General features: G+C 74.6%; 17 protein-coding genes and 1 pseudogene. 10 read left to right on the forward strand and 8 right to left on the reverse strand.

Annotated features, from left to right (window positions below):
• Positions 1-122 precede the first annotated feature (122 nt).
• Together GBN72_RS05320 and GBN72_RS05325 are read left to right on the forward strand one after the other, a co-directional pair.
• On the forward strand, positions 123-2777 hold the full coding sequence (locus GBN72_RS05320; protein ID WP_246212261.1) for a SpoIIE family protein phosphatase: 2655 nt from the start codon (positions 123-125) through the stop codon (positions 2775-2777).
• Between the two features lie 85 nt (positions 2778-2862).
• Positions 2863-3930 (forward strand): extracellular catalytic domain type 1 short-chain-length polyhydroxyalkanoate depolymerase, encoded by a 1068-nt coding sequence (locus GBN72_RS05325; RefSeq protein ID WP_151770412.1) that lies wholly within the window; start codon positions 2863-2865, stop codon positions 3928-3930.
• A gap of 65 nt (positions 3931-3995) precedes the next feature.
• Here the strand turns inward: GBN72_RS05325 and GBN72_RS36015 are convergent, their stop codons facing one another.
• Together GBN72_RS36015 and GBN72_RS05335 are read right to left on the reverse strand one after the other, a co-directional pair.
• Entirely contained in the window at positions 3996-5624 is a 1629-nt protein-coding gene (locus tag GBN72_RS36015) for an alpha/beta fold hydrolase (protein WP_151770413.1), read from the reverse strand.
• A 116-nt stretch (positions 5625-5740) separates the two neighbouring features.
• Positions 5741-6193, reverse strand: a complete 453-nt coding sequence (locus tag GBN72_RS05335; RefSeq protein ID WP_151770414.1) for a VOC family protein — start codon at positions 6191-6193, stop codon at positions 5741-5743.
• A gap of 165 nt (positions 6194-6358) precedes the next feature.
• Here GBN72_RS05335 and GBN72_RS05340 point away from each other — a divergent pair, with 165 nt between their 5' ends.
• Positions 6359-7240: an alpha/beta hydrolase gene (locus tag GBN72_RS05340; RefSeq protein ID WP_151770965.1), complete on the forward strand. Its 882-nt coding sequence runs from the start codon at positions 6359-6361 to the stop codon at positions 7238-7240.
• Between the two features lie 28 nt (positions 7241-7268).
• Here GBN72_RS05340 and GBN72_RS05345 read toward each other — a convergent pair whose 3' ends face one another.
• The gene (locus tag GBN72_RS05345; RefSeq protein WP_151770415.1) at positions 7269-7859 is read right to left on the reverse strand and encodes a helix-turn-helix domain-containing protein; all 591 of its coding nucleotides are present in this window, start codon (positions 7857-7859) and stop codon (positions 7269-7271) included.
• A 49-nt stretch (positions 7860-7908) separates the two neighbouring features.
• Here GBN72_RS05345 and GBN72_RS05350 point away from each other — a divergent pair, with 49 nt between their 5' ends.
• The 5 genes from GBN72_RS05350 to GBN72_RS05370 all read left to right on the forward strand — a co-directional run bounded on the left by GBN72_RS05350 (position 7909) and on the right by GBN72_RS05370 (position 14561).
• Positions 7909-8859 carry a class I SAM-dependent methyltransferase gene (locus GBN72_RS05350; protein WP_151770416.1) on the forward strand — a complete coding sequence of 317 codons (951 nt, stop codon included), beginning with the start codon at positions 7909-7911 and terminating at the stop codon, positions 8857-8859.
• A 50-nt stretch (positions 8860-8909) separates the two neighbouring features.
• Positions 8910-9917 (forward strand): NAD(P)/FAD-dependent oxidoreductase, encoded by a 1008-nt coding sequence (locus GBN72_RS05355; protein ID WP_151770417.1) that lies wholly within the window; start codon positions 8910-8912, stop codon positions 9915-9917.
• Between the two features lie 162 nt (positions 9918-10079).
• Positions 10080-10913 carry a class A beta-lactamase gene (gene bla, locus GBN72_RS05360; RefSeq protein WP_369695874.1) on the forward strand — a complete coding sequence of 278 codons (834 nt, stop codon included), beginning with the start codon at positions 10080-10082 and terminating at the stop codon, positions 10911-10913.
• A gap of 89 nt (positions 10914-11002) precedes the next feature.
• Positions 11003-13705, forward strand: a complete 2703-nt coding sequence (locus GBN72_RS05365; RefSeq protein WP_151770419.1) for a SpoIIE family protein phosphatase — start codon at positions 11003-11005, stop codon at positions 13703-13705.
• Positions 13706-13733: 28 nt separating this feature from the next.
• Complete coding sequence (locus tag GBN72_RS05370; protein ID WP_151770420.1) at positions 13734-14561, forward strand: SDR family NAD(P)-dependent oxidoreductase; 828 nt, start codon at positions 13734-13736, stop codon at positions 14559-14561.
• Positions 14562-14700: 139 nt separating this feature from the next.
• Here GBN72_RS05370 and GBN72_RS05375 read toward each other — a convergent pair whose 3' ends face one another.
• The 3 genes from GBN72_RS05375 to GBN72_RS05385 all read right to left on the reverse strand — a co-directional run bounded on the left by GBN72_RS05375 (position 14701) and on the right by GBN72_RS05385 (position 17200).
• Positions 14701-16032, reverse strand: coding sequence for a phytase (locus GBN72_RS05375; RefSeq protein ID WP_439959731.1), 1332 nt, complete (start codon positions 16030-16032; stop codon positions 14701-14703).
• A gap of 119 nt (positions 16033-16151) precedes the next feature.
• Positions 16152-16337 (reverse strand): DUF397 domain-containing protein, encoded by a 186-nt coding sequence (locus tag GBN72_RS05380; RefSeq protein WP_151770421.1) that lies wholly within the window; start codon positions 16335-16337, stop codon positions 16152-16154.
• Positions 16334-17200, reverse strand: a complete 867-nt coding sequence (locus GBN72_RS05385; RefSeq protein WP_151770422.1) for a helix-turn-helix domain-containing protein — start codon at positions 17198-17200, stop codon at positions 16334-16336. Before GBN72_RS05385 ends, GBN72_RS05380 begins: the two co-directional genes overlap by 4 nt.
• A gap of 95 nt (positions 17201-17295) precedes the next feature.
• Here GBN72_RS05385 and GBN72_RS05390 point away from each other — a divergent pair, with 95 nt between their 5' ends.
• Positions 17296-17817: an ATP-binding protein gene (locus tag GBN72_RS05390; protein ID WP_151770423.1), complete on the forward strand. Its 522-nt coding sequence runs from the start codon at positions 17296-17298 to the stop codon at positions 17815-17817.
• Here GBN72_RS05390 and GBN72_RS35060 read toward each other — a convergent pair.
• Complete coding sequence (locus tag GBN72_RS35060; protein ID WP_246212354.1) at positions 17759-18112, reverse strand: GNAT family N-acetyltransferase; 354 nt, start codon at positions 18110-18112, stop codon at positions 17759-17761. The genes GBN72_RS05390 and GBN72_RS35060 overlap by 59 nt on opposite strands.
• Positions 18113-19087, reverse strand: a pseudogene (locus tag GBN72_RS05395) (pirin family protein); the annotation flags it as partial.
• A gap of 124 nt (positions 19088-19211) precedes the next feature.
• On the opposite strand from GBN72_RS05395, the gene GBN72_RS05400 reads away from it, so the two are divergent.
• Positions 19212-19862 carry a deaminase gene (locus GBN72_RS05400; protein WP_246212263.1) on the forward strand — a complete coding sequence of 217 codons (651 nt, stop codon included), beginning with the start codon at positions 19212-19214 and terminating at the stop codon, positions 19860-19862.
• Positions 19863-19887: the final 25 nt, after the last annotated feature.

The raw sequence follows: 19887 nt of genomic DNA on the forward strand, positions 1-19887 counted from the left end.
GTCCGGCCTCCCGTCCGGCCTCCCGTCCGGCCTCCGTCCGGCCTCCCGACCGGGGGTCGTGCCGTCTCCGGTCGGCGGTGCCCGCCGCGAACGATCGCGCGGAATGGCACAGACTGGGGTATGTGTCCGACATCGTTCCCGGCGTGCCGAGCTCCCGCCGCTTCCCACCGCTCCCCAGGAGCGCGCGTGAGGCGAGGGAGTTCGTGCGGCACAGGCTCGGCGACGTCGCCCAGGAGCTGCGGGAGAACGCCGAACTGCTGGTGAGCGAGCTGGTCGCCAATGTGGTGCTGCACGCCCGGACCGACGCCGAGGTGTCGGTCCGCCGCCTCGGCGACCGGGTGGAGATCAGGGTGCGCGACGAACGCCCCCAGCTGGGGCTGCTGCCCCAGCAGAAGTTCCACCGCTTCCCGGCCACCGGGCACGGCCTCTTCGTGGTGGAGCGGCTGGCCACCCGGTTCGGTGTGGAGACCGGCGAGGACGCCAAGACGGTCTGGGTCGAGATCGGCCCGGAGGGCACCCCCAGGGAGCCCTCCGACTGGGGGAGCGCCGTCCTGTTCACCGGGGCGCGGCGTCCCGTGACCCTGATCGACCTGCCCGACTCGCTCTTCATGGCGGCCCACCAGAACCGGCGGGTGCTGCTGCGGGAGCTGAGACTCGCCGCCCTGGGCGGCGACGACCTGGGCGTGCGGCCCAAGGACCTGGCCGTCGCCGACGACGTCAACCACATGGTCGGCGCCTGGGTGGACGCCGCCCTCAGCGAGCATCCGGTCGCCGAGGCGGGCACCCGCTCCCTGACCCTGTCCGTGCCGGCGGACGCGGGCCTGTCGGTGCTGGTCCTGCGCAGGGTGCTCGACCGGGCCGAGGACGCGGCCCGCAGCGGAAGGATGCTGTCCCGGCCGGCCCTTCCCTCGGTACGGGAACTGCGGAGCTGGCTCTTCGGACAGATCGCCGGGCAGATCGCCGGCGGCCATCCGACGGCCTGGACCGTGATCCCGAGGGACCCCCGACCCGGGCCCCTGGAGATGGTGCCCTGGGACGCGGCCCAGGTACGGGCCAGCCGCACCCCCACCGTGGCGGCGGACGAGGAGAAGAGGATCGTCGCGGTGAACGCCGCGGCCGCCGCGCTGCTCGGCTGGGACCCGGACGAACTGGTGGGGCGGCGGCTCCTCACGATCGTGCCCGAGCACCTGCGGCAGCGGTACCTGGAGGCCTTCACCTCCCTGCTGACGACCGGACGCTCCCACATCCTCGGGCGATCGGTGCCCCTGCCCGCCCTGCACCGCGACGGCCGCCAGATCCCCATCCGTCTGGTCATCGAGACCCAGCACACGGCCGACGGCGCCACCATGTTCGTCGCCCATCTGATCCCCCGTGCCGGAGAGGCACCGGCCGCCGCGCCCGGCCGCGGCGCGGGCCAGGGGGACCTCCGGGCCGCACCCGGGGTCCGTCCCGCTCTCGCCCCCGTCGAGGAGCAGGCGCTCGCCCGTGGCACCCCGGTGGTCGGTGAGGCACTGGAGCGACTCGGGCTGATCGTCGACACCGGCCGGGCCATCACCGACGCCTCCGACCTCTACCAGGGGCTGCGCGAGGTCTGCCGGATCCTCACCGTACGGCTGGCCGACTGGTGCGTGGTCGATCTGTTCGCCGCGGACACCGAGGGCGAACGGGTCGGCGTGGTCCGCCGGGACCGGCACGGCCGCCCCGCCGACGGTGTCGAGGGCACCCTCCCGCCGCTCACCGAGAGCGGGCGCGGACCGCTCGCCCGGGTGCTGAGGGGAGCGCGGCCGCTGCTGCTCGGTCCGATCGGGGCCGACGAGCCGCCCGGCCAGGTCGGAAGCCCTCTCGACGCCCGGCACCGGGCCCTCTTCGACCACCTCGGCGCCGACAGCGCGGTGGTGGCCCCGCTCAGGGCCCGCCGGGAGGTGCTGGGCGCCGTCACGCTGGCCCGCACCGGCTCCGACCGGCCGTTCACCGAGGCGGACCTCACGTTCGTCGACGACCTGGCGCACGGCATCGCGGTGGGCGTGGACAACGCCCGGATGTACGCCGAGACCCGCGGCATCGCCGAGCAGCTGCAGCGGTCGCTGCTGCCGGTGCTGCCCGAACTGCCACACCTGCGGATCACCGCACGGTACGTGCCGTCATCGGTCACCGCGGAGGTGGGCGGCGACTGGTACGACTGCTTCGTGCTGCCCGGCGGCGACCTGGCGGTGACCATCGGGGACGTGGCAGGGCACGACCTGTCGGCCGCGGTCGCGATGAGCCAGCTCCGGTCCATGCTCCGGGGCATCGCGGTCGACCGGGAGGAGCCGCCCGGCGAGGTGGTGCGACGGCTGGACATCGCCAACCACACCCTCCACCGCGAGGCCACCGCCACCTGCGTGTACGGCCTGGTCGGCGGACCCGTGGAGGGACCGTGGGTGTTCCACCACTCGGCGGCCGGCCACCTGCCCCCGCTGCTGACCACCGAGGACGGGGAGACCCGCTTCCTGGAGGAGGGCACCGGACTGATGCTGGGCACCGGCATCGACATGCCGCGGCCCGCCACCCAGGTACGGCTGCCGCCCCGGTCCACGGTCCTGCTGTACACCGACGGGCTCGTCGAACGCCGGGGCGAGAGCCTGACCGACTCGCTGGCCCGGCTGCGGCGGCAGACGGCGGACCTGGCGCGGATGCCGCTGGACGTGTTCTGCGACGAACTGCTGGTCCGGCTGGGGACGGACGGCGCGGACGACATCGCCATGCTGGCGCTGCGGCCGGTCCCCCCGCCCTACTGACGGGGCGAGGACGACCGCCACGGACCCGCGGCACCGGCCATCTCGCCGATGCCGCGGCGGGCCCGCCGCACCCACCCTTCCGGACATGGACACATATCGCCCGGCGGGCGCGCGAGCCCGCTCCACGGTGCCCCGTTCCAAGGTGCCCCGCTCCGCGGTGCTCGGACTCCTGACGGTCCTGGCCACCCTGGTCGCCGTGCTGACCTCACCGCCCGCCGCCGGCACGGCGGCGGCTCCGTCCCCGACCGGCTTCCACGAGGTGACCGGCTTCGGCGTCAACCCCGGCAACCTCCGGATGTTCGCCTACGTCCCGGTGAACGCCGGACCCGGCGCACCGGTGGTGGTCCTCTTCCACGGCTGCGGCGGCTCCGCCGGCGGCCTCGACGTCGACACGGGCTGGCGCAAGTACGCGGAGGCCTACGGCTTCGCCGTCGTCCTCCCGGAACAGAAGGCGGAGAACGTCGGGTCCGGCGGGCTGGTGCCGCACACGTGCTTCAGCGCGTGGAACCCGGAGGACCGCACCCGCGCCGGGCAGGGCGAGGCGCGCTCGGTGGTGGAGATGGTGCACCACATGACGACCGCGTACGGGGCCGACCCCGACCGGGTCTACGTCACCGGCTACTCCGGCGGCGGCGCGGCGACCAACGTGATGATGGCCGCCTACCCGGACGTCTTCCGGGCCGGAGCGGTCTTCTTCGGCATGGCCTACGGCTGCGCGGACACGGAGGCCGACTACTTCGACACCGGGCTGTTCGCCCGCTGCCCCGGAGCCTTCAACACCCTGTCACCGCAGGAGTGGGGGAACAGGATCCGCGCCGCGCACCCCGGTTACGGCGGTCCGCGGCCGCGGGTGCAGATCTGGCACGGCGGCTCCGACCCGCTGATCAACAAGAACTCCCTGGAGAAGCAGCGCGACGGCTGGACCGACGTCCTCGGCGTCTCCCGGGTCCCCGCCTCCACCACCCGCCCCGCCCTCGGTGTCACCCGGCAGATCTGCGGGGCGGGACAGGTCGAGACGTACCTGATCGACCGGATGGGCCACGAGGCGCCCGTCGACCCCGGCACCGGCATCGACAAGTGCGGATCGGTGGGCCAGGGCCACGACTCCCTCTGCGGCCCCTACCACGCGGCCCGCTTCTTCGGCCTGGGCTGACCCCGCGACCGGCGTGCGCCGCGCAGCCTCCCCCGCGGCGCGGCGCACGCCGCTGCCCGGCGCCCTCAGCCGTCGTCGCGGGCCGGTTCGACCAGGGCCTCGGAGCCGATGGGGGTGAACCCGGCGGCCAGGAAGGCGCGCAGCGAGCGGGCGTTGCCCGGGGTGACGGCGGCGAAGACCGGCTCGTTCACTCGGACCAGGGTGAGTGCGTCGGCGAGCAGGGACCGGCCGTGTCCCCTGCCGTGCGCCTCCTCGGCGGAGAGCTCGACGCTCAGCTCGGTCCGCCCGGCCGGCCCCTCCGCCAGGGTGACCAGACCGCGCTCGTCGCCGAACACCCGCACGTTCCGGCGCAGTCGACGGGCGTGACGCACCCGGGGATGCTCGCGCAGGCGTTCCAGCGGGGCGAGCCGGGCCGGCCCGCCCACGCCACGGGCCACCAGCACGGCGTCGACGGTGCCGATCGTGCCGTGGGGGCCCGCCAGCGCGCGCAGGAAGTCCGGGGCGAGCGACCCGCCGAAGCCGTCGGGGCGCAGGGCGCGCACCCGGTCCGCGGGCAGCGCGGTGGCGACCACGGCGTGACCGGTGAAGGCGACCGAGCACTCCGGCCCGTGGTGCGGCCGGGGCAGCACCGTCACGGCCCCGTCGACTTGGGGGAAGCGGTCCTCGGCGGCGTCCCACAGGAGCGCCAGCAGCGGGTGAGGGGGCCGGAGGGCCTCACGGCGGGAGTCGAGGAAGGCCAGCAACTCCGCGGTGAACCGCTTCGGCTGCTCGAGGTTGGGCAGATGGCCCGCGTCCGGGACCACGGCGAGGACCGAGCCGCCGATCAGCCGGTGCGTCTCCTCCGCCTCCGCCACCGGCGTGTAGGTGTCCTCCGCGCCGACCAGCAGCAGCACGGGCACCCGGGCGTCGGCCAACGAGCTCCGGTAGTCCGGGCGTTCGGCCCGTGCCCGCAGGGCCGCGGCCGCGCCGGCCGGTGCGGTGGCGCGCATCATGCCGGTCACGTGGCGGGCGACCTCGGGCAGGGCGGTCACATGGCGGGGCGCGATCATCCGGTCCAGCACCTCGGCGGCGTACCCGTCCATGCCTTCCGCGAGCAACCGGTCGGCCAGCGTGTTCCGCAGGACGCGTCCCTCCTCGCTCTCACCGACGGGCGAGGTGTCGGCCAGCACCAGAGCGGCCGTGCGTTCCGGGTGGAGCCGGTGGAACTCCATGGCGATCTGCCCGCCCATCGACAGCCCCACCACCACCGTCCGCGCCACACCGGCATGGCGGAGCAGCGCGGCGAGGTCCTCGGCGAAGTCCCGCCACGTGGTCCGCCCCGGGGCCACGGGGCTCGCCCCGTACCCGCGCAGGTCCGGCAGGATCACCCGGTACCCGGCGGCGGCCAGCGCCTCGGCCTGCGGCCGCCACATGCTCCGGTCGAAGGGGTGCCCGTGCACCAGCAGGACGGGCACGCCGTCCACGGGACCGAGGTCGTCGTGATCGAGCGTCACCCCGGGCCGGACCACGACGGAACCGGAACGCGTCTCCCCGCGCGGCGACACGCCACCGGCGGCGTGCCCCTCCCGGCCGGCGCGCCGTCCGGGGTCCCGGAGTGCCGTTTCTCCGCCTCCTCCTCCGCTTCCGCCGCTGCCGCTGCCGCTGCCGCTTCCGCCGTCGGCGCTGCCGTCGCCGGTCCCGAACGGATCGCTCATTCCGTCTGCCCCCTGCTCGCTCCGGGCGGCCGGGGAAGGCCGCCGCCGTCATCGTCCAAGATCACACCCGCGATGCCCAACGCATTTCGGGGCCGGCCGCGCCGCCCGCACGAGGTCTACTCCGCGGAGTCGGCCGGCTCCACCGCGGTCAGCGACACCGTGCCGTCCGGCGCCACCGACCAACCGGGGTTGTGGCAGACCTCCCAACGTTGACCGTCCGGGTCGGCGAAGTAGCCGTGGTAGCCGCCGAAGGCCGCACGCTGCGCCGGCTTGAGGACCTCCGCCCCCGCCGCGGCGGCCCGCTCCATCGCCTCGTCCACCTCGGCGGGCGAGTCCACGTTCCGCGCCAGCGTGAACGGCGTGCCGGCCGTCGCCGGGTGCCCCACGTCGGCCGAGAGGTCGCTCAGCCGGAACAGGCCCAGCGCCACGCCTCCGCCGACCTGGTAGAAGACCACCTCGTCCACGTCGAGCAACGGACTCCAGCCGAGGCCCCGCGTGTAGAACCGGCGGCTCGCCCCGAGATCCCGCACCCCGAGCGTCACCAGACTCAACTGCTGTCGTGTCGTCATGACTTCACGCTAACCGCCGCCGCCGACACGGCGAGGTGGACGCGCGGCGTGCAGGGGTACCCGGTCGCCGGCCCCGGGCGCCGGCCCCCGGGCGTGAGGGGCCCCGGGCGCGAGGGCGCTCGTGTGCGAGGCGTGAGGGCGGCCGACGACGGGAAGGGCGGCGGGATGTTCGCGCAGTTCACCGAGACCACCATCGACACCGGCGAGGCCTCGGTCTTCCTCCGGCAGGGCGGACAGGGCCCGCCCGTGCTGCTCCTCCACGGGCATCCCCGCACCTCGGCCACCTGGCACCGGGTGGCGCCGCTCCTCGTGGAGCGCGGCTTCACCGTCGTCTGCCCCGACCTGCGCGGTTACGGCCGTTCCCGGGGCCCGGCTCCCACCCCCGACCACGGCGCCCACTCCAAGCGGGCCATGGCCGGTGACCTCCTGTTCGCCATGCGGGAGTTGGGGCACCGGCGGTTCCAGGTGGCCGGACACGACCGCGGTTCGCTGGTCGCGCTGAGGCTCGCCCTCGACCACCCGGAGGCGGTCACCCGGGTGGCGCTGACGGACTGCCTGCCCGTCTCCGAGCACCTGGCCCGTGCCGGGGCGGAGTTCGCCACCCGGTGGTGGCACTGGTTCTTCTTCGCCCAGCCCAGGATCCCCGAACGCGTCATCGGTGCCGACCCCGACAGCTGGTACCGGGGCGACCCCGAGGCCATGGGGCAGGAGAACCACGCCGAGCGGCTGGAGGCGGTGCGTCGGCCGGAGGTCGTCCGCGCCATGCTGGAGGACTACCGTGCCGGGCTCACCGTCGACCGGGCACACGAGGAGGCCGACCGGGCGGCGGGGCGGCGCGTGCGCTGCCCCGCGCTGATCCTCTGGTCGCTGCGCGACGACCTCGTGGAGCTCCACGGCGACCCGCTGGAGATCTGGCGGGGCTGGGCGGACGACGTCCGGGGCCACGGGATCGACTCCGGCCATCATGTCGCCGAGGAGGCCCCCGAAGCACTGGCGGCCGCCCTCGGCGACTTCTTCGCGGGGAGCGCCGGGGCCCGGGACCACTGACCGGGGCCCGGGTCACCCCGGCGGCGCGTCACGGGTGGGCGCCCTCGCCCCCCGTGTGCAGGTGCGCCCGCTCCCCGTTGTGGTCCAGGACGGTCAGCAGTTCGACCGGACCCTCGTGCGCCCTGATGGCGTGCGGCGTCATGGTCGAGAACTCGGCCGCGTCGCCCGCCTGGACGAGCACCGTCCGGTCGCCCAGGTGCAGGCGGGCCGTGCCGGAGAGCACCGTGAACCACTCGTGGCCGGGGTGCACCTTCAGGCTCTCCGCGGTGAACGGGAGAGCCGGGGTGATGCGCATCTTGGCCACCGTCACCCCGTGGACCGAGGCCTCCCGGGAGAGCAGCCAGACGGTCGTCCCCGGGGTGTGCGAGGGCTGGGGGCGGATCACCACGTCCTCGTCGTGCGGCGACTCGACGAGCTGGTCCAGCGTGGTGTCCAGCGCCCGGGCGATGGGGACGAGCTGGTCCAGCGAGATCCGGCGGTGACCGGTCTCGATCCGGCTCAGGCTGGAGGGGCTGAGGTGGGCCCGGGCCGCAAGGGCGTCGAGGGACCAGCCCCGGGCGTGCCGAAGGCTCCGGATCCGCTGCCTGATCAGACCGTCCAGGTCGACTTCTTGCGTCATGCGCAAGAGTGTATGCCTCCGGGGCAGGAGTCGCCTTACGGTGGGGAACATGACGCACCACCCCGCACCCAGCCACCGTCACGGCCCTGGCCACGGCCCCGGCCACAGCCCCCATGCTCACCCGGAAGGCGGCACCCGGCACGACGAGCACCGCCACGGTCACGACCCACGCCATGGCGACGGCCACGGCAACCACCACGGCGGTGACACCGCGCACGCCCGGCTGCTGGAGCTGGAGGCCACCACCTTCGCCCCCGCGCTCGAGGAGGCCCTCGACCGCGCCGCGACCGCCCTCGGTCCCGCCGCCCCCCGGCACGTCGCCGACCTGGGCTCCGGCCCCGGCGTCGGGACCCTGGCGCTGGCCCGTCGCTTCCCCGCCGCACAGGTCACCGCCGTCGACCACTCGCCCGTGATGCTCGACCGGGTCCTGGCCGCCGCCAGGGACGCGGGCCTGGCCGACCGGGTGCGGACCGCGGAGGCCGACCTCGACGCCGGACTCCCCGACCTCGGCCCGCTCGACGTCGTCTGGGCCTCCTCCTCGCTGCACCACGTGGCCGACCCCGCCGCCCTCCTCGGCCGGCTGCACGGGGCCCTCGCGCCGGGCGGCCTGCTGGTCGTCGTCGAGTCGGACGGGATGCCGCGCTTCCTCCCCGAGGACGCCGGAGCGGGCCGCCCCGGCCTGGAGGACCGCTGCCGGGAGGTGGCGGCCCGGGCCGGGTGGAACGCCTACCCCGACTGGCGGGACGACCTGGAGCGGGCCGGGTTCGGGCCCGTGGACCGATGGACCCGCACCGCCGAGGGTGTTCCGGGCCGGCAGGCGGCCCACTACGCCCATCTGGTGCTCGGCCGGCTCCGCGGCGCGCTGGAAGGCCGGCTGGCCCCGGAGGACCTCGCCGCCCTCGACCGGCTCCTCGACCCCGAGGACCCCGCCTTCGTCGGCCGCCGCCACGACATCGTCCCCCGCTCCGTCCGCACCGTGTGGGCCGCGCGCCGTCCCTGACACCGCCCCGCACCGGCTCCCGCACCGGCTCCCGTCCCGAGGAGGACCTCATGAGCACCACCGAGTCACCGGACCCCGCCAACCCCACCGACCCCACCGACCCCGCCGGCGTCGCGGACGCCGCCACTGCCGACGTCCTGGTCGTCGGCGGAGGCCCCGCCGGACTGAGCGCGGCCGTCGCCCTGTCCCGCTCCCTGCGCCGGGTGATCGTGGTCGACGCGGGCCACCCCAGGAACGCTCCGGCCGACGGCGCCCACAACGTGCTGGGCCAGGAGGGCGTACCGCCTCTGGAACTGCTGGCGGCGGGCCGTCGCGAGGCCGAGGGGTACGGCGCGCGATTCCTGGACGACCGCGCCGTCACGGCCCGGCGCGCGGACGACGGTTTCCAGGTCACCCTGGCTACGGGCGGCGTGGTCCGCGCCCGGCGCCTGCTGCTGGCGACCGGACTCGCCGACGGGCTGCCCGACCTGCCGGGTGTGCGCGAGCACTGGGGCCGCAGCGTGCTGCACTGCCCCTACTGCCACGGCTGGGAGGTCCGCGGCCGCCGGATCGCCGTGCTCGGCACCGGGCCGCACGCCACCCATCAGGCGCAGATGTTCCGGCAGCTCAGTGAGGACGTGACGCTGCTGCGGCACACCATGCCGGCACCCGACGAGGACACCCTCGAACAGCTCTCCGCGCGCGGCATCGCCGTCGTGGACGGTCCGGTGGCCCGGCTGCTCGACGGCGAGGACGGCGCGCTGCGGGCCGTGCTGCTCGAGGACGGGACCGAACTCCCGGCGGACGCCGTGGTGGTGGGACCCCGCTTCGTGGCCCGCGCCGAGCTCTACGAACAGCTGGGCGGCAGCCGTACGGACCATCCGCTCGGGTCCCACATCGCCGTCGACGCCCAGGGGCGCACCGGGATCGACGGCGTCTGGGCGGCGGGCAACACCGCGGACCTCGCGGCCATGGTGACCGTCGCCTCCGCAGCCGGACTCATGGCGGGGGCGGCCCTCAACGCCGACCTGATCGCCGAGGAGACCGCGGCGGCGGTCCGCGCCGCCCGCGCGGGATGAGGCGTCACGGCCCGGCGGTCGTCACCGCCCCGGAACCGGAGCCCACGGCGGCGGCGTCGGACCGATGACGGAGACCACCGAGGAACGGAGAGAACGATCCCTGGTTCACAGCACCTCACCACCTCCCGACGCGCCCTCCTGACGGCCGGCGCGGCCACCGCCGTGACCCTGCTGGCCGCCGGGCCGGCGGCCGCGCACGAGGCGCCCGGCGCCGTGACACGCCTGCGCGAGCTGGAGGAGCGGCACGGCGCCCGCGTGGGCGTCCACGCGCGGAACATGGCCACCGGGACGACCGTCCGGCACCGTGCCGACGAGCGGTTCCCCATCCTGTCGGTCTTCAAGACGCTGGCGGCGGCCGCCGTGCTGCGCGACCGGGACACCGACGGCGGGTTCCTCGACCGGCGCATCCGCTACACCAAGGCGCAGCTGGTCGAGAACTCCGACATCTGCGAGGCCAACCTGGCCACCGGGATGACCATCCGGGAACTGTGCGCCGCGGCCATCCAGTGGAGCGACAACACGGCCGGCAACCTGCTGCTGCGGGAGATCGGCGGACCCCACGGCATCACCCGCTTCGCCCGCTCGCTCGGTGACCCGGTGACCCGGCTCGACCGGTGGGAGACGGAGCTCAACTCCGGCGAACCCTGGCGCGAGACCGACACCACCTCGCCGGCGGCCATCGCCGCGACCTACGCCCGGCTCGTGCTCGGCGGCGCCCTGGAGCGGCCCGACCGGGAGCTGCTCACCTCCTGGCTCCTGGGCAACCGGACCGGGAAGACGCGGCTGAGGGCAGGACTGCCGCCGGAGTGGACCATCGCCGACAAGACGGGCGCCGCCGACACCTACGGCTCGCTCAACGACGTCGGCGTCGTGTGGACCGAGGACGGCACTCCGCTGGTGATGGCCGTGCTGACCACCAAGCCCGAGCGGGACGCGCCCCGCTCGGACATCCTGCTCGAGGACGTGGCACGGGTCCTGGTGGACGCCCTGCGCTGACCCCCGCGGACGTGCGGGGCCCCGCCGGGCATCGCCCGTCCGGCGGCGCGCACGCGCGCCCCGGACGGGGCGGCGGCAGACTGGTCGGCATGGACAGCCCGCCGTCGCCCGGAGCGCCTCGATCCCGGAGGTTCGACGGGCGGCGGCCGGACAGCGTCCCCGCCGCCCGTGCGTTCGTGCGGTCGGTCCTCGCCGCGACGGACCTGCCGCGGGAGACCCTCGAGACCGCCCAGTTGCTGGTCAGCGAGCTGGCGACCAACAGCTTCCTGCATGCCCGCACCGAGACCGAGGTGACGGTCCACGTCGACGGGAACCGCGTCCGCGTCGAGGTCGCCGACCGCCGGCCCGGCCTGATGCCGCTGCCCCGCGAGTGCCCTCCCAACGCCGGCACCGGCCGGGGCCTCGGCGTGGTCGCCGGACTCGCCGACCGGCACGGCGCCGACCAGGGTCGTGAGGAGAAGCGGGTCTGGTTCGAACTGCTGCGGCAGAACGGAATCCCGGGAACGCCCTCCCACTGGGCCCCGCCCCGCCCGCTCACCGACGGCGACACCGTTCCCGTGGTGCTGATCGACCTGCCCGGAGCGCTGCACATCACCTCCCAGCAGCACCGGCACGCCGTCCTGCGCGAACTCGCCCTCGCCGGAGCCCTCGGCGACCGGCTGGGCGTCGACCCGGAGGACCTGCTCACCGCGCACGACACCAGCAACCTGCTCAGCGCCGCCATGCTCGCCGCCCTGGGAGAACGGCACGGCACCGCCGAGATCCGCACCGTCACCCTCTCCCTCCCCGCGGGCATCGGACCCGCCGTCACGCTGCTGCGCCGGGTCCTGGAGACCGCGGAGGAGGCGAGCCGCGACGAACTGCTGCTCACCCGGCCCGGTCTCCCGCAGAGCCAGGCGTTGCAGGACTGGTTGTTCGACCAGATCACCGGACAGTTCGACGGCGCCCTGCCGACCGCCTGGACCATGGTGCCGCGCGACCCCTCCGCCAGCCCGCTGGACCTGATGCCCTGGGACAAGGAGGAGGTCCACACCAGCCGTCTGCCCACCGTCGTCGTCGACGACGACAACCTGATCGTCGCCGCCAACGTGCCCGCCGCGGATCTCCTCGGCTGGGACTCCGACGACCTCGTCGGCAGGTCCCTGACCGAACTGATTCCCGAACACCTGAGACAACGCCACCTGGCCGCCTTCCACTCCCTGCTGCTGACCGGACAGCCCCGCATCCTCGGGCGGGCCGTGCCGCTCCCCGCGCTCCACCGCGACGGTCACCTGGTGCCGGTCCGGCTGCTGATCCAGGCCCAGGAGATGTCCGACGGCCACACCGTGTTTATCGGCCAGATGGTGCCCCGCTCCACCACCTTCGGACCGGAGCCCCGCCCCTCCCACCGCAGGCCGGTCGTCCGGCCCACCGGCCTTCCCGAACGCCCGGCCCCGCCGCACCGGCTCCCCCCGGAGGAGTCGCCGGAGCTCCCGCGGTTCGGACGCCGTCCGGTGGCGGCCGCGGCCGCCATGGCCGCCATGGACCGGCTCAGCCTGCTCGCCGACATCGGCCGCGAACTCGCCGACGCCTCCGAACTCGGACCGGGCCTGCACGCCGTCTCCGCACACCTGGTCAGGCGCCTGGCCGACTGGTGCGTCATCGACCTCCTCGACGGCGACTCGGTGGAACGCGTGGGCGTCATGCACCGCGACCCCCGCAGGATCGCGCCCGGCGGGCTCGAGGGCCGTCTGCCGCCCATCTCGGAGAGCGCGCGCGGCCCCCTCGCCCGTACCCTGCGCGGCGCCGGTCCCCTGCTGCTCGGCGGAGGCGTCCCGCCCCACTCCGGGGAGTGCGGCCTGGACTCCGGCTACCGGTCGCTCTTCGAGCGGTTCGGCGCCACCAGTGCCGTCGTCGCCCCGTTGCGCGCCCGCCGTCAGATCTTCGGCGCCCTCACCCTCGCCCGTGAGGACGCCGCGCACCCCTTCGTCGAGGACGACCTCGCCTTCATCGACGACCTGGTGCGCTCCGTCGCCCTCGCCGTCGAGAACCAGCGCCTCTTCGACGGAACCCGGTACGTCGCCGAACGGCTCCAGCGCGACCTGCTGCCCGTGCTGCCGCGGGTGCCCGGGCTGGAGATCGACGCGAGCTACGCGACGTCCTCCGTCACCACCCAGATCGGCGGCGACTGGTACGACTGCTTCCGCCTGCCCGACGGGGACACCGCCCTGATCATCGGTGACATCGCCGGACACGACCTGGAAGCGGCGATCACCATGAGCCAGCTGCGCAGCATGCTGCGGGGCATCGCCCTCGACCGGCAGGAGCCGGCCGAGGAGGTGCTGAGCCGCCTGGACATGGCGGACCGGAGCCTGCGGTCGGCGACCACCGCCACCTGCGTGTACGGAAGGATGGCCGAACCCTCGCCGGGGGAGTGGGAGTTCCACTTCTCCTCCGCCGGGCACCTGCCTCCCCTCCTGGTGGACCCCGACCGGGGGGCGCGCCTGCTCGAGGGCGGCTCCGGGGTGATGCTCGGCACGGGCCACGACCTGCGCCGCAAGGGGGCCTCGGTGCCGATTCCCCACGGGGCGACGCTGCTGCTCTTCACCGACGGCCTGATCGAGCGGCGGGGCGAGGACCTCGACGATTCCCTGCGGCGGCTCCAGGAACAGGCGGCCTCCCTGGCCCGCGAGCCGCTGGGCACCCTCTGCGACGAACTCCTGATCCGCCTGGGAGCGGACGCCACCGACGACATCGCCCTGCTGGCCGTGCGGCCGGGCCACACGGACGACACCGGACCGGACGGGGATTGACCGCGCCCGGGGCGGTTACTCCGCCCTCATGAACACCCCGAACACCACACCCGCTCCCGGAGAACCCGGCAGTCGCCGGCCCGTCGCCCTGGTGACCGGTGCCTCCCGCGGCATCGGCTTCGAACTCGCCCGCCAGTTCGCCGAGCACGGCTACGACCTGCTGATCAACGCCGAGGACGCCGCCGTCGAGGCCGCCGCCGGCCGCCTCAGGGAGACCGGCGCCGACGTGCGCACGGTCCGCGCCGACCTCCGCGACCCGGAGGGAGTCGCCCGGGTGGCCGCCGCCGCGGGCGAGTTCGCCGTGGACGTCGCGGCGCTCAACGCCGGAGTCGGCCGGGGCGGAGCCTTCGTGGACACCGATCCGGACGACGACCGCGAGGTCATCGACCTCAACGTCACCTCCACGGTGCTGCTCGCCAAGCCGCTGCTGCGGCGGATGCTGGAGCGGGGCGAGGGGCGGATGCTCCTCACCTCGTCGATCGCCTCCCTGTCGCCCGGCTCCTTCCAGTCCGTCTACAACGCGTCGAAGTCCTTCGTGCAGTCCTTCGCCCAGGCGCTCCAGGAGGAACTGAAGGACACCGGCGTGACCGTCACCTCCTTCATGCCCGGCCCCACCGACACCGACTTCTTCCGCCGGGCGGGCATGGAGGACACCAGGATCGGGGCCATGGAGAAGGACGACCCCGCCGAGGTGGCCCGCCAGGCGTTCGAGGCCGTCACCAAGGGCCGCAGGAAGCTGGTCACGGGCTCGGCGCAGACCAAGGCCCAGGGGACGGTGCAGAAGGCCCTGCCGGACAAGGTGAAGGGCCTGTTCCACCGGAAGATGGCGGAGCCGGGGACGGCCGGGGACGAGTAGTCCCGGCCGTCCCCGGCTCCGCCCCGGGCTCACCGGCTCACCGGCTCACCGGCTCATCGGCTCACCGGCTCATCGGCTCACCGGCTCATCGGCTCACCCGCTCGTCGGCCCGCGCGGGTCCCGGCGGGCACGTCGGCGTTCAGGAACGCCGCCCGCCCAGGGCCGCCTCGACGTCGGCGAGGTCGACGAACTTGAAGCCGGTCGCCTCCCGGTCGGAGTCCTCGGGGGAGACGTGACCGTCCTGCACCACCAGCAGCCCGTCCGGATACCGGCTGCCCAGCGGGGCGTCGAGGACGGCCGCGCCGTCGCACTCCTGCGCGCCGTCCAGCTCCTCGGACGCCGCCACCACCCGGAAACCGCCCGCGTAACGGCCGCGCTCGTACACGGCGAAGGTGTCGTCGCCCTGACTGGACGCGAGCAGCCGGACCGCACCGCCCGCACCACCGGGCAGCAGCGTCAGGCCCTCGACGTCGGCCGCGAGGCGGGTGCCGCCGAAACCGGGGTCCGCGCCGGCCGGGACGCACTCGTCGCTCTCCGCGTCGTAGCCGGCCGGCACGCCGAACTCCCGCACTCTGTCTAGCAGTTCCGGTGTTCCCCGCAGATCGGCGGAGAGCCGCCAGATGCCCACGTCCTCCTGGCCGGCGTACAGCGTGCCGGCTTGGGGGTCCACCACCATGCCCTCGACCTGGGGCAGTTCGCCCGGCTCCCCGCACGGCGACCAGGAACCACCGTCGGGCAGGCGGAAGGCGGAGGGCAGCGCGACGGTCCGCACCGTGCGGTAGGTGACCGTTCCGGCCGCCGTGGCACTCAGCTCCAGCAGCGCCACCTCCGTGGTCCCCGCCCGGCTGACCACGGCGTAGGAACGGCCGGTGCGGCGGTCGGTGTACGTGGCCAGACCGTAGGCGGTGCGTTCCTCGTTCACCTCCTCCTGCGAGGCGGTGAAGATCCGCGGAGCCCGCGCGTCGGTGACGTCGGTCAGCGGGGCGCCGGCGCCCCCGCCGCCGTCGATCCGGTAGAAGCGCAGCCGGTCGGTGCCGCGGTCGGTGGTCACGGCGACGTCCGCCCGGCCTTCGGCCAGCCGCAGACCGTGCAGCAGGTCCACGTTGTTGAACCGGCCCGGAGCGTCACCGGGACCCGGAGCCGGGGGAGCGGCGACGGCCTGCACCTGCCGGGCGTCGAGGTCGTAGACGCGCAGTCCGCCCTCCTTCACCGCGGCGATCACCAGGCTGCGGTCGGGGTCGGCCGCGTTCCGCCAGATCGCCGGGTCGTCGGCGTCGGCGTTTCCGCCCTCCTCGTCGTCGAAGACCGCGGCGGTCTCCGAGCGGGGCGTGACACCGGGGAGTTCACCGTGGAACCGGCCAAAGGCCCCGGCCGGCGGAGCGGCGGCCAGCGTGCCGGCCACCACCGCCACGGCGGCGGCCAGCGCGGCGGCGGGCAGGATGCGCGGTCTGCTGATACGGGTCTTCACCACGGGCTCCCGGATGACTGCGATCGACGTCTGGAGTCGGACAGCCGGAGCGTGCCCGGTCACCGTGGGCGGGGAGAGACCGCGATCCGGCCGGAGTACGACGGCCGGGTGAACGCCGGGGGTCAGGGAAGGCGGCGGACCAGGCGGAGGAAGGCGTCCCACGCGACCGGGCCGTACGTGAGCGGCGTGCGGCTCACGTCCTTCGAGTCCCGCACGCGCACGGCGTGGCCGAGCGGAGCGACCTCCACGCAGTTGTCCCCGCCGCTTCCGCTGTAGCTGCTCCGCACCCAGGAGAGTTCGGCGCTCATGGTGCCCCTCGCATCCGCTTCAACCGGTCGGCCGTATCGGCACGGTTCAGTGCCTGGGACCGCATCCTTCCATAGCGGTGCTGCATGGCGCTGACCAGCTCGCGCGACGTGAACAGCATGCTGCTGTCATGGCCCTCCACGTAGCCGATCCACTCGTGCGACGGAGTCTCGGCCAGGTACATCTGACCGTCCACACCCGCGTGGTCCTCCTGACGGAGGGGCATCAGCAGGATCTCCACGTTGCGGCGCCCACCCTGCGCGAGCAGGTTGTCGATGAGTTCCACGGTCACCGCCGGTCCGCCGAGGCGGCGTTCGAGCACCGCCTGCTCCACGATGAACGAGAACGTGGTGTTCGGACGCTCGGCCAGGAGGCGCTGGCGATCCAGGCGCGCTGCCACCTGCTGCGCCAACTGCTCCTCCGACAGCGGCGGCAGGCGGCGTTCGAAGATGGCGCGGATGTATCCCTCTGGCTGCAACAGCCCGGGAACCGCACGGCACTCGTAGGCGAAGAGGCACACCGCCTCCTCCTCGATCGCCGCCCAGTGCTGGAACCAGGAGGCGAGCCCTGGGCGCCGGTCGAGGCTGCGCGCGGCGGCCCGCAGGACCTTGCCCGCCGTCGCCCCCAGCGCGTCCTCCGCACGGCCGGACAGATCCTGCGGCGGATACCGCTTCCCCTGCTCGATCTTGGCGATGTACACGGCCGAGTAGCCCACCAGGGAGGCGAACTCCTCCTGCGTGCACCCGCCTTCCTCGCGCAACGCCTTCAGGACCGCGCCGAAGGTCTTGAGGCCGTCGGAGGCCTCGGGCCGCCTGCTCACGGCGTCGCCGCCGCGTTCCGCTGTCACCCCGTCATGCTCACGCATCGTCACCGGCCGCGTCCAAGGAACCGGCTGATACAACCCTTCCTGTATCAGCGCCGTACCTGGCACGCCGCGCACGGCGGGCCAACGCTGGGGCCATGACCGTTCCACCGGCCGAAGAGGTCGTGACCGTGCGTGTTTTCGTCCAGCGCCTCTCCTCGACGCGTCGCGGCGCGCGGCTCGCGCGCAGGCTCGCCGTGCACCAGCTCGACGCCTGGGGCGTGTCCTACGACAGCGAGGCCTCGCAGGCCGTGACGCTGGTGGTCGCCGAACTCGCCGCGAACGCGGTGCTCCACGGCCGGGTGCCCGGACGGGACTTCGAGCTGCGGATGGTGCACGACGTGTCCGCCGCCCGGCTCCGTGTGGAGCTGTCCGACACCCACCCGGCCCTGCCGCGGCCGGAGCGCCGTGGCCCGCTGGACGAGGCAGGGCGGGGGCTGCGGCTGGTGGAGGTGCTCGCCCGCCGGTGGGGCGTGCGGGAGCGGCAGGGGCCCGGCAAGACGGTGTGGGCGGAGATCGACCTGCCGGGCGGCGCCCGGCAGACGCCGCCTGAGCCCGGGGTCAGGAGCCGAGTTCGGCCTTCAGCCAGGACCGGATCCCCGGGGTCGCCTCGTCCGTGATGTCGCGGAAACCGTCGTGCTTGGTCAGGTACTTGGCCACGTACGGGCAGATCGGGACGAGGTGCATCCCGCTGCTCCGCACGTGGTTGAGCGCCTCGCGGACCAGGACCGAGGCCAGGCCGCGGCCGGCGTAGGCGTCCTCGACCACCGTGTGGAAGAAGACCCGCTGGGCGCCGTGGTCCCGGAACTCGGTGAAGCCCGCGACCGCGCCCTCCACCAGGATCTCGTAGCGGTGGGCCTCGGCGGCGAGACGGACCTGGGTGGTCTCGTCGGGGGCGGGCGGGGTCTGGGGCACCGGGTTCCTCCGCGGCTGGAGACGGATGTTGGGCAGGGTGGGCGCGGGCAGCCGGTCGCCGGGGTAGCCCTCGACGACGCCGAACCGGTCGGAGTGCGCCTCCCACGCGGTCCGGGCCTCGGCGATCTCGTCGTGCGAACGGCCCACGAAATTCCACCACATGACGATCTCCTCGCCGAACGGCGGTCCGCCCAGCAGGATCACCCTGGCGGACTCGTCGGCGCTCGGATTGGCGATGTCGACGGTGGCGTGGCCCGGCGCCAGGTAGCCGAGTTCCGCGGGCGCGAGCCGGTTCCCGCCGGGGAAGGTCAGCGCCCCGGTGTCCAGCAGCAGACCGTGCTCGTAGGTCTCGTCCACCGGGAGGCTGACGGTGGCGCCGGGGGCCAGGATCAGTTCGGCGCCCAGCAGGGGGGTGAAGGTGGGGACCGGTGACACCGAACCGAGCAGCGCACCAAGGAAGACGCGGGCCTCGCCCGCACCGCCGGGCAGCGCCACGGGCTCGGGCACGTGGTGGCGGAAGTCGCGTGGCGCGTCGCGGTGTTCGGCCGGCAGCGCCACCCAGAGCTGCACGCCGTGCAGGACCGTGGTCGACGGCGTGGACACCTCGGTGTGGGCGATGCCGTGCCCGCCGGTCATCAGGTTGATCTCGCCGGGGCGGACCATGGCGTGGCTGCCCAGACTGTCACGGTGCTCGATCTCACCGGTGAACAGCCAGCTCACCGTCTGGAGTCCGATGTGCGGGTGAGGGGCGACGTCCATGCCGCCGGTCTCGGCGACGTCGTCCGGGCCGTAGTGGTCGGCGAAGCACCAGGCGCCGATCAGCGAGCGGGCCCGCTGCGGCAGCGTGCGCCGCACGGTCATCGCACGCGGCCCGCCCAGCGGCACCGAGCGCGGGGTCAGGATCTCCACCGGGGCGGAGGACCCCGGTGAGGACGTGCACAGCACCTCCGGGGGGTGCACCTCGGTGTTGCTCATCTGCCCCGCCTCGCTTCCGCCCGGTGATCTTCGTGTCCGGCGCCCATCGTATGCCCGGCCCGGCTGGCGGACGGGGCCAGGCTCCCGGACGCTGTGCGGGACACCACGCGTGAGGAGCACCCCCATGACCAGCACCGTCACGGCCGCGGACCCCGGACGGCCGGCCCTGCGCCCGGCGGGCACCGGGCGACGCGGGCTGGTCACCGCTGCCGTGACCGGTGCGTTGGCGGGGCTGACGCTGCCCGTGGGCGTGGCCGGGGGCGCGGTAAGCCCGCGCCCGGCCACGCCCACGGGCGGCGAGACCCGCCACGAGCGGCTGATGCGGCTCGCGATCGAGCAGGGACGGCGCAACCCGTTCTACCCGTTCGGCGCCGTGGTCGCGGACGCGCGCTCGGGTGACCTGCTGGCCGCGGCGGTCAACGACGCGGCGGCCGACCCGACCCTGCACGGGGAGATCGCGGCGATGCGCGCCTACCTGGCCCGCCACGGGAACGGCGGGTGGGACGCCGTCGCCCTCTACAGCACCGGCGAACCCTGCGCGATGTGCATGGCGGCGATGGCCTGGGCGGGCGTGGCCCAGGTGGTCTGGGGCAGCTCGATCCCCACCCTGCGCCGCACCGGCATCCCGCAGATCTCCCTGCGCGCCCACGAGGTGGCCCGGTCCTCGGGCACCTTCCACCGGCCCGGGCTGCTGCTCGGCGGCGTCCTCGAGGCCGAGACGGACGCGCTCTTCGAGGAGGCCCGGCGCCGCCGCGAGACAGCGGCGCGGCGCTGACCTCCCCACTCCACAAGGCCTCGGC

The organism is Streptomyces abyssomicinicus (genome assembly GCF_008974245.1).
GTDB lineage: Bacteria > Actinomycetota > Actinomycetes > Streptomycetales > Streptomycetaceae > Streptomyces > Streptomyces abyssomicinicus.